Here is a 7158-nt window from a genome sequence, read left to right as displayed (position 1 = left end):
GGCCGCGGCCCGGGGGCCGGGGGCCGGGGGCCGGGGGCCGGGGGCCGGGCGGGGCCTAGGAGGCCGACGGCGAGGGGGAGGGGGAGGCGCTCTTGCAGCTCTCCTGCTTGGCCATCGCCTTGCCGACGTCTCCCTCCTCCAGGTTCTTCAGCGCGTCGCTGCCGTTCTGGCCGAGCTTCTCGAGGTCGCCCGCGATGCCCTTGAGGCCCTCGGCGAACTTCCCCTGGTCGCTGGTGTCGAGCTTGTCGATCTGCTTCTTCAGTCCGGCGTACGACGTCGAGATGTTGTCCAGTTCCTTGACGGCGTTCTGCTGCTTCGTCTTGCCGCCGTCGACCGGCGGCGCGCCCGCCTTGTCGACCGCGTCACCGATCGCCTTGTAGGCGTCGGACATGTCCTGGAACGCCTGAGAGTCGGTCTTCTGGACGTCGGACGGCGAGCTGTTGTCGGAGGTCTGCTTCTGGATCGCGGCGTTGGCCTGCTCGATCTTCTTCGCCTGCGGCTGGACCGCGTCACAGACCTGCTTGGCCCAGGAGTCCAGCTTCTTGTTGCTGTTATCGCTGCTGCAGCCGGACAACGCCAGTACCAGTACCGCACCGCCGGACAGTGCGGCAGCAAGCTTCTTGTTCACCGGTTTGGTCCCTTCCATGGCTCTCGGCCCCGGAACTTACACGCCGAGCACACGCCAAACGCACGCCGAGCGTCCTGTATGACCGCTTTCTTTATCATTAGCAGCCATTTGCACCAAGGGAGAGAAGGCTCACGGGAGGGCGGCGGGAACGTTCCGGCACGCGCGCGTGGGCGAACGGCGTGTCAAGCCACGCTGTCCGCCCACTTGTTGACGGCGCCTGAGGAAGGGTCAGGACACCACGGCGGGGTCGGCCGGCTTGGGCACCTTGCCCGTGCTGTCGGCGCCGCCCTCGTCGCTCTCGTCGCCGACGGCGATGCCGCGCCTCTTGGACGCGTACACCGCGCCGACGATGACGGCGAAGGCCAGCACCGCTGCCACGACCCGTACGGGCACGCTCGCGTCCGGTCCGTAGCTGAACTTGACCACGGCGGGCGCGATGAGCAGCGACACGAGGTTCATCACCTTGAGGAGCGGGTTGATGGCGGGGCCCGCGGTGTCCTTGAACGGGTCACCGACCGTGTCGCCGATCACCGTCGCCGCGTGTGCCTCGCTGCCCTTGCCGCCGTGGTGGCCGTCCTCGACGAGCTTCTTGGCGTTGTCCCACGCGCCACCGGAGTTGGCCAGGAAGACCGCCATCAGCGTCCCGGCGCCGATCGCTCCGGCCAGGTAGGCGCCCAGCGCTCCCACGCCGAGCGTGAAGCCGACCGCGATCGGCGCCATCACGGCGAGCAGCCCGGGTGTGGCGAGTTCCCTGAGCGCGTCCTTGGTGCAGATGTCGACCACGCGCGCGTACTCCGGTTTTTCCGTGTAGTCCATGATCCCGGGGTGTTCGCGGAACTGCCGCCGCACCTCGTGGACCACCGAACCCGCCGACCGCGACACGGCGTTGATGGCGAGACCGGAGAAGAGGAACACCACGGCCGCCCCGGCGACGAGCCCCACCAGGTTGTTCGGCTGCGAGATGTCCATGACGAGGCTGAGCGGACCGCCTTCGCCGACCTTCTCGTGGACGTCCTGGGCGGCGGAGACGATCGCGTCGCGGTACGAGCCGAAGAGCGCCGAGGCCGCCAGGACGGCCGTGGCGATGGCGATGCCCTTGGTGATGGCCTTGGTGGTGTTGCCGACCGCGTCGAGGTCGGTGAGGACCTGCGCGCCCGCCCCCTGCACGTCGCCGGACATCTCGGCGATGCCCTGCGCGTTGTCGGAGACAGGGCCGAAGGTGTCCATGGCGACGATGACTCCGACGGTGGTGAGCAGCCCGGTACCGGCGAGCGCCACCGCGAACAGGGCGAGCATGATCGACGTGCCGCCGAGCAGAAACGCCCCGTACACGCCGAGCCCGATCAACACGGCTGTGTAGACGGCCGATTCGAGACCGACGGAGATCCCGGCGAGCACGACGGTGGCCGGGCCGGTCAGCGACGTACGGCCGATGTCCCTGACCGGGCGTCGGCTGGTCTCGGTGAAGTAGCCGGTGAGCTGCTGGATGAGCGCGGCGAGGACGATGCCGATCGCGACGGCGACGACGGCGAGGATCCGCGGGTCGCCGTCCTTGCCGTGGATCGCCGCCTCGGTGACGCCGTCCAAGTCGCGGTACGAGGACGGCAGGTAGGCGTAGACGGCGGTGGCGACGAGGGCGAGCGAGATCACCGCGGAGACGAAGAAGCCGCGGTTGATGGCGCTCATCCCGGAGCGGTCGGCCCGCCGGGGCGCGACGGCGAAGATGCCGATCATCGCTGTGACGACGCCGATCGCGGGAACGATGAGCGGGAAGGCGAGCCCGGCGTCGCCGAAGGCGACCTTGCCGAGGATCAGCGCGGCGACCAGCGTGACGGCGTACGACTCGAACAGGTCGGCGGCCATCCCGGCGCAGTCGCCGACGTTGTCGCCCACGTTGTCGGCGATGGTCGCGGCGTTGCGCGGGTCGTCCTCAGGGATGCCCTGCTCGACCTTGCCGACCAGGTCGGCGCCGACGTCGGCGGCCTTCGTGAAGATGCCGCCGCCGACACGCATGAACATGGCGATCAGCGCGGCCCCGAGCCCGAAACCCTCAAGGACCTTGGGCGCGTCGGCCGCGTAGACGAGCACGACGCAGGAGGCGCCGAGCAGGCCGAGCCCCACCGTGAACATGCCGACGACGCCGCCCGTGCGAAAAGCGATCTTCATTGCCCTGTGCGAAACGAGAGTGAGATCTTTTTCCGGCTCGCCCTGCGCCGGAGTCGCTTCCCTGGCCGCGGCCGCCACACGCACATTACTGCGCACCGCGAGCCACATTCCGATATAGCCGGTGGCGGCGGAGAAGGCCGCGCCGATCAGGAAGAAGACCGATCGCCCGGCACGCTGATTCCAATCGTCCGCAGGAAGCAGCATGAGCAGGAAGAACACCACGACCGCGAATATCCCGAGGGTGCGCAGCTGCCGTCCGAGATACGCTTTCGCGCCTTCCTGGACCGCGGCCGCGATCTTCTTCATCGCGCCCGTGCCCTCGTCGGCGGCGAGCACCTGGCGCACCAGAACACCGGCGACGGCGAGCGCCGCGAGTGCGACGACCGCGATGACGATCACGATCAGCCGGTTGTCGTCGGTCAGGACCGCGGCCGCGAACGGAGTGGGAGTAGAGGGCTCCGCCATTCGTCCTCCTTGACGCTTGGACTGAGCTCAAGATGTGGACGGATTGTAGGGAGCAATGGCCGATCAAAACAGAGGACAGCAACCGGAATTGTTACTCGCCCGGCAAGTGATCAGCGAACACAGTCAGAGATAAAACGAAGAAGAAAGAGGAATCGATAACCCCTTCAATGCATTACTTAATTCCCCGAATGCATTACGAGAACACGTCGCACGCGGCCGTACGCAGAAAGGTCCTGCTCACCCTGTGGTGAACAGGACCTCGCACAGGCCGTCGAACGGGGCCTGGAGGGCGCGCCTCCCCGCTACGGCAGCGTCGGCGGCGGAACCGGCCAGCTCATGCGGATACGGCCACCGGTCTCGTCCGCGGTGACCTCGACGTCGTCGACGAGGCCGCTGATGACCGCCAGCCCCATCTCGTCCTCGCCCTCCGCCTCCGGCTCGTCGGCGGGCGCGCCGGAGCCGGAGCCGGCACCGGAGCCGCCCGCGGAGGCCGCCGCAGCGGACACGGCGTGGTGCGCCTCGTCACCGACCTCGATGGAGAACTGCTTCTCCTCCTCGGTCAGCGCCACGCGCACCGGCGCCGTGAGACCGGCGCTCTGGTGCAGCCCGACGGCTCGCGAGCACGCCTCGCCGACGGCGAGCCTGACCTCGTCGAGCACGGCCTCGTCCACGCCCGCCCTGCGCGCCACCGCGGCCGCCACGAGGCGGGCCGTCCTGACGTGTTCGGGCAGAGGGCTGAAGCGGAGTTCGACAGTGGGCATGCATCCCCCTCGGGCGTGCGGGCGTGCTCTCGGGAGCCAGGCCGCCCACGGCCCGGCTCCCGACGTCAGCCGGCCGTACGACCGGCCCGGCCGACCGACCCGGCCACAGGGGCCGGGCCGGACCGAACCGGATCAGTCGGTGGCCGCGACGGCTTCCTCGACCGAGGTGTGGATCGGGAACACCTTGGTCAGACCGGTGATACGGAAGATCTTCAGAATGCGCTCCTGGTTGCAGACCAGGCGCAGCGAGCCTTCATGGGCACGCACCCGCTTCAGGCCACCGACCAGCACGCCGAGCCCGGTGGAGTCGAGGAAGTCCACGCCCTCCATGTCGACGACCAGATGAAAACTGCCGTCGTTCACCAGCTCGACCAGCTGCTCGCGCAGCTTGGGCGCGGTATACACATCGATTTCGCCACCGACCTCGACGACCGTACGATCGCCGACGGTACGGGTCGACAGGGACAGGTCCACGGATCCTCCAGCACCTTGCTCTCGAGCGGTCGCCCCTCGGGACACCTCGGCATGACCCCCCGGGACGGTTCGCCAGCCGCGATGGCATTCAATCACTTACTGGCAGGCATGCACGACGCCTTAGGGGCATTGTCCGTCACGCCAGTGACACACTCGATGCCGATGGCCACGAATCACCGATCCGAACGACCCTCGGCGTCCCAGGGTTCCCGCCCGTCTCCCGGTGCGGTCCTGGAGCGGCTGACCTCGGGTCCGAGCAGGGCTGCGCGCGTCACTCATACGGAGCACTTGCCCCCTCGCCCCGGCCGTCATGCCGTCTGGCCGGACCGGATCCGCTCCGAGGTCGTCGCGGCTGTCCAGGCGGCCGGAATCGAGCACCCCTGGGCCCACCAGGCACGCGTCGCCGAACACGCGCTCGACGGCGAATCGGTGATCGTCTCCACGGGCACGGCGTCCGGCAAGTCGCTCGCGTACCTCGTCCCGGTCCTGTCGCGTCTCCTGGACGGCTCGCAGGCGCCGAACGGCCGCGGCACCACCGCCCTCTACCTCGCCCCGACCAAGGCGCTTGCCGCGGACCAGCTCCGATCCGTGAAGGAACTTTCACAACCGCTGGGCCCGGCGATCCGCCCCGCGGTCTACGACGGCGATACTCCGTTCGAGGAACGCGAGTGGGTACGCCAGTACGCCAACCACGTCCTCACCAACCCCGACATGCTGCACCGCGGGATACTCCCCGCCCACCCCCGCTGGTCCTCCTTCCTCAAGGCCCTCACGTACGTCGTCATCGACGAGTGCCACACCTATCGCGGCGTCTTCGGCTCCCACGTCGCCCAGGTGATCCGCCGCCTGCGCCGCCTGTGTGCCCGCTACGGCTCGCAGCCCGTCTTCCTGCTCGCCTCCGCCACGTCGGCCGACCCGGCCCTCTCCGCCGAACGGCTGACCGGCCTGCCGGTCGTCGAGGTCGCCGACGACGCCTCGCCCCGCGGCGAACTCGTCTTCGCCCTCTGGGAGCCTCCGCTGACCGAGCTGCACGGCGAGAAGGGCGCCCCCGTGCGGCGCACGGCGACCGCGGAGACGGCCGAGCTGCTCACCGACCTCGCCGTGCAGGGCGTGCGCTCCGTCGCCTTCGTACGCTCCCGGCGCGGCGCCGAACTGATCGCCGTGATCGCGCAGGAGCGCCTCGCCGAGGTCGACCGCTCGCTCGCCCGCCGGGTGGCCGCCTACCGCGGCGGGTACCTGCCCGAGGAGCGCCGCGCCCTCGAACGCGCCCTGCACTCCGGCGAGCTTCTCGGTCTCGCCGCCACCACCGCCCTCGAACTCGGCGTCGACGTCTCCGGCCTGGACGCGGTGCTGATCGCCGGATACCCGGGCACACGAGCGTCCCTGTGGCAGCAGGCCGGCCGCGCGGGCCGCGCCGGCGAGGGCGCCCTCGCCGTCCTGGTGGCCCGCGACGACCCGCTGGACACCTACCTGGTGCACCACCCCGAGGCTCTCTTCGACCAGCCCGTCGAGTCGACCGTCCTCGACCCCGACAACCCGTACGTCCTCGCACCGCACCTGTGTGCCGCCGCGGCGGAACTGCCGCTGGCCGAACCGGACATGGCGCTGTTCGGCCCGACCACCGGCGAGCTGCTGCCGCAGCTGGAGGCCGCGAAGCTGCTGCGCCGCCGTACCAAGGCGTGGCACTGGACGCGCCGCGAGTCCGCCGCCGACCTGGCCGACATCCGCGGCGAGGGCGGCACTCCCGTCCAAGTCGTCGAGGCGAGCACGGGACGGCTCCTCGGCACCGTGGACGCCGGCTCGGCGCACACGTCCGTCCACGACGGCGCGGTCCACCTCCACCAGGGCCGCACCTACGTCGTCCGGCACCTCGACCTCGACGACAACGTCGCCCTGGTCGAACAGGCCAACCCCACCTACTCCACCACCGCCCGCGACACCACGGCGATCTCCGTCCTGGAGACGGACGTCGAAGTCCCCTGGGGCGAGGGCCGGTTGTGCTACGGATCGGTCGAGGTGACCAACCAGGTCGTCGGCTATCTGCGCCGCCGTCTGATCACCGGCGAGGTGCTGGGCGAGACGAAACTCGACCTCCCTCCTCGTACGCTGCGCACCCGCGCGGTGTGGTGGACGGTGACGGAGGACCAACTGGACGCCGCCCGCGTCAACCCCGAGATCCTCGGCGGCGCCCTGCACGCCGCAGAGCACGCTTCCATCGGCATACTCCCCCTGTTCGCCACCTGCGACCGCTGGGACATCGGCGGCGTCTCCATTCCCCTGCACCCGGACACGCTGCTGCCCACGGTCTTCGTCTACGACGGCCACCCCGGCGGGGCCGGGTTCGCCGAACGCGCCTTCCACACCGCCCGCGCCTGGCTCACCGCCACCCGAGAGGCCATCGCCTCCTGCGACTGCGAGACCGGCTGCCCGTCCTGCATCCAGTCCCCCAAGTGCGGCAACGGCAACGACCCGCTCCACAAACGAGGCGCCATACGTCTCCTCTCGGTCCTCCTGAGGGGCGCCCCGGAGGGCGCCGCCCCGACCGCCGGGGCCACCGGGACGGCCTCGGGCGCGAGCTCGGGCCCGGGTGCCGGCACGGACACCTGACCGGCGTCTGCCGCCGGGGCCGGATCCGGCCGACGCGGGCCCGGCGCGACCGGTCCG

At 70.2% G+C, this 7158-nt stretch carries 5 protein-coding genes; 1 reads left to right on the top strand and 4 read right to left on the bottom strand.

The window, feature by feature from the left end; genetic code table 11:
- Window positions 1-55: 55 nt before the first annotated feature.
- The 4 genes from OFY01_RS08700 to bldG all read right to left on the bottom strand — a co-directional run bounded on the left by OFY01_RS08700 (window position 56) and on the right by bldG (window position 4494).
- Complete coding sequence (locus OFY01_RS08700; protein ID WP_266597938.1) at window positions 56-646, bottom strand: small secreted protein; 591 nt, start codon at window positions 644-646, stop codon at window positions 56-58.
- A 210-nt stretch (window positions 647-856) separates the two neighbouring features.
- Window positions 857-3259 carry a sodium-translocating pyrophosphatase gene (locus OFY01_RS08695; RefSeq protein WP_266597936.1) on the bottom strand — a complete coding sequence of 801 codons (2403 nt, stop codon included), beginning with the start codon at window positions 3257-3259 and terminating at the stop codon, window positions 857-859.
- Between the two features lie 302 nt (window positions 3260-3561).
- On the bottom strand, window positions 3562-4020 hold the full coding sequence (locus tag OFY01_RS08690; RefSeq protein ID WP_266597934.1) for an ATP-binding protein: 459 nt from the start codon (window positions 4018-4020) through the stop codon (window positions 3562-3564).
- Window positions 4021-4152: 132 nt separating this feature from the next.
- The gene (gene bldG, locus OFY01_RS08685; RefSeq protein WP_003975386.1) at window positions 4153-4494 is read right to left on the bottom strand and encodes an anti-sigma factor antagonist BldG; all 342 of its coding nucleotides are present in this window, start codon (window positions 4492-4494) and stop codon (window positions 4153-4155) included.
- 81 nt (window positions 4495-4575) lie between these two features.
- Here bldG and OFY01_RS08680 point away from each other — a divergent pair, with 81 nt between their 5' ends.
- Window positions 4576-7101 carry a DEAD/DEAH box helicase gene (locus tag OFY01_RS08680; protein WP_266597932.1) on the top strand — a complete coding sequence of 842 codons (2526 nt, stop codon included), beginning with the start codon at window positions 4576-4578 and terminating at the stop codon, window positions 7099-7101.
- The last annotated feature ends 57 nt before the right edge of the window (window positions 7102-7158 follow it).

Origin of the sequence: Streptomyces beihaiensis, from assembly GCF_026274175.1 — a bacterium.
Lineage (GTDB): Bacteria > Actinomycetota > Actinomycetes > Streptomycetales > Streptomycetaceae > Streptomyces > Streptomyces beihaiensis.
This window is presented reverse-complemented; position numbering and strand designations above follow the sequence as displayed.

Bases quoted from the DNA above. Each gene is read 5' to 3' on its own strand.
- OFY01_RS08700 (WP_266597938.1), bottom strand. From the start codon at position 646: ATGGAAGGGACCAAACCGGTGAACAAGAAGCTTGCTGCCGCACTGTCC.
- OFY01_RS08695 (WP_266597936.1), bottom strand. From the start codon at position 3,259: ATGGCGGAGCCCTCTACTCCCACTCCGTTCGCGGCCGCGGTCCTGACC.
- OFY01_RS08690 (WP_266597934.1), bottom strand. From the start codon at position 4,020: ATGCCCACTGTCGAACTCCGCTTCAGCCCTCTGCCCGAACACGTCAGG.
- OFY01_RS08680 (WP_266597932.1), top strand. From the start codon at position 4,576: ATGGCATTCAATCACTTACTGGCAGGCATGCACGACGCCTTAGGGGCA.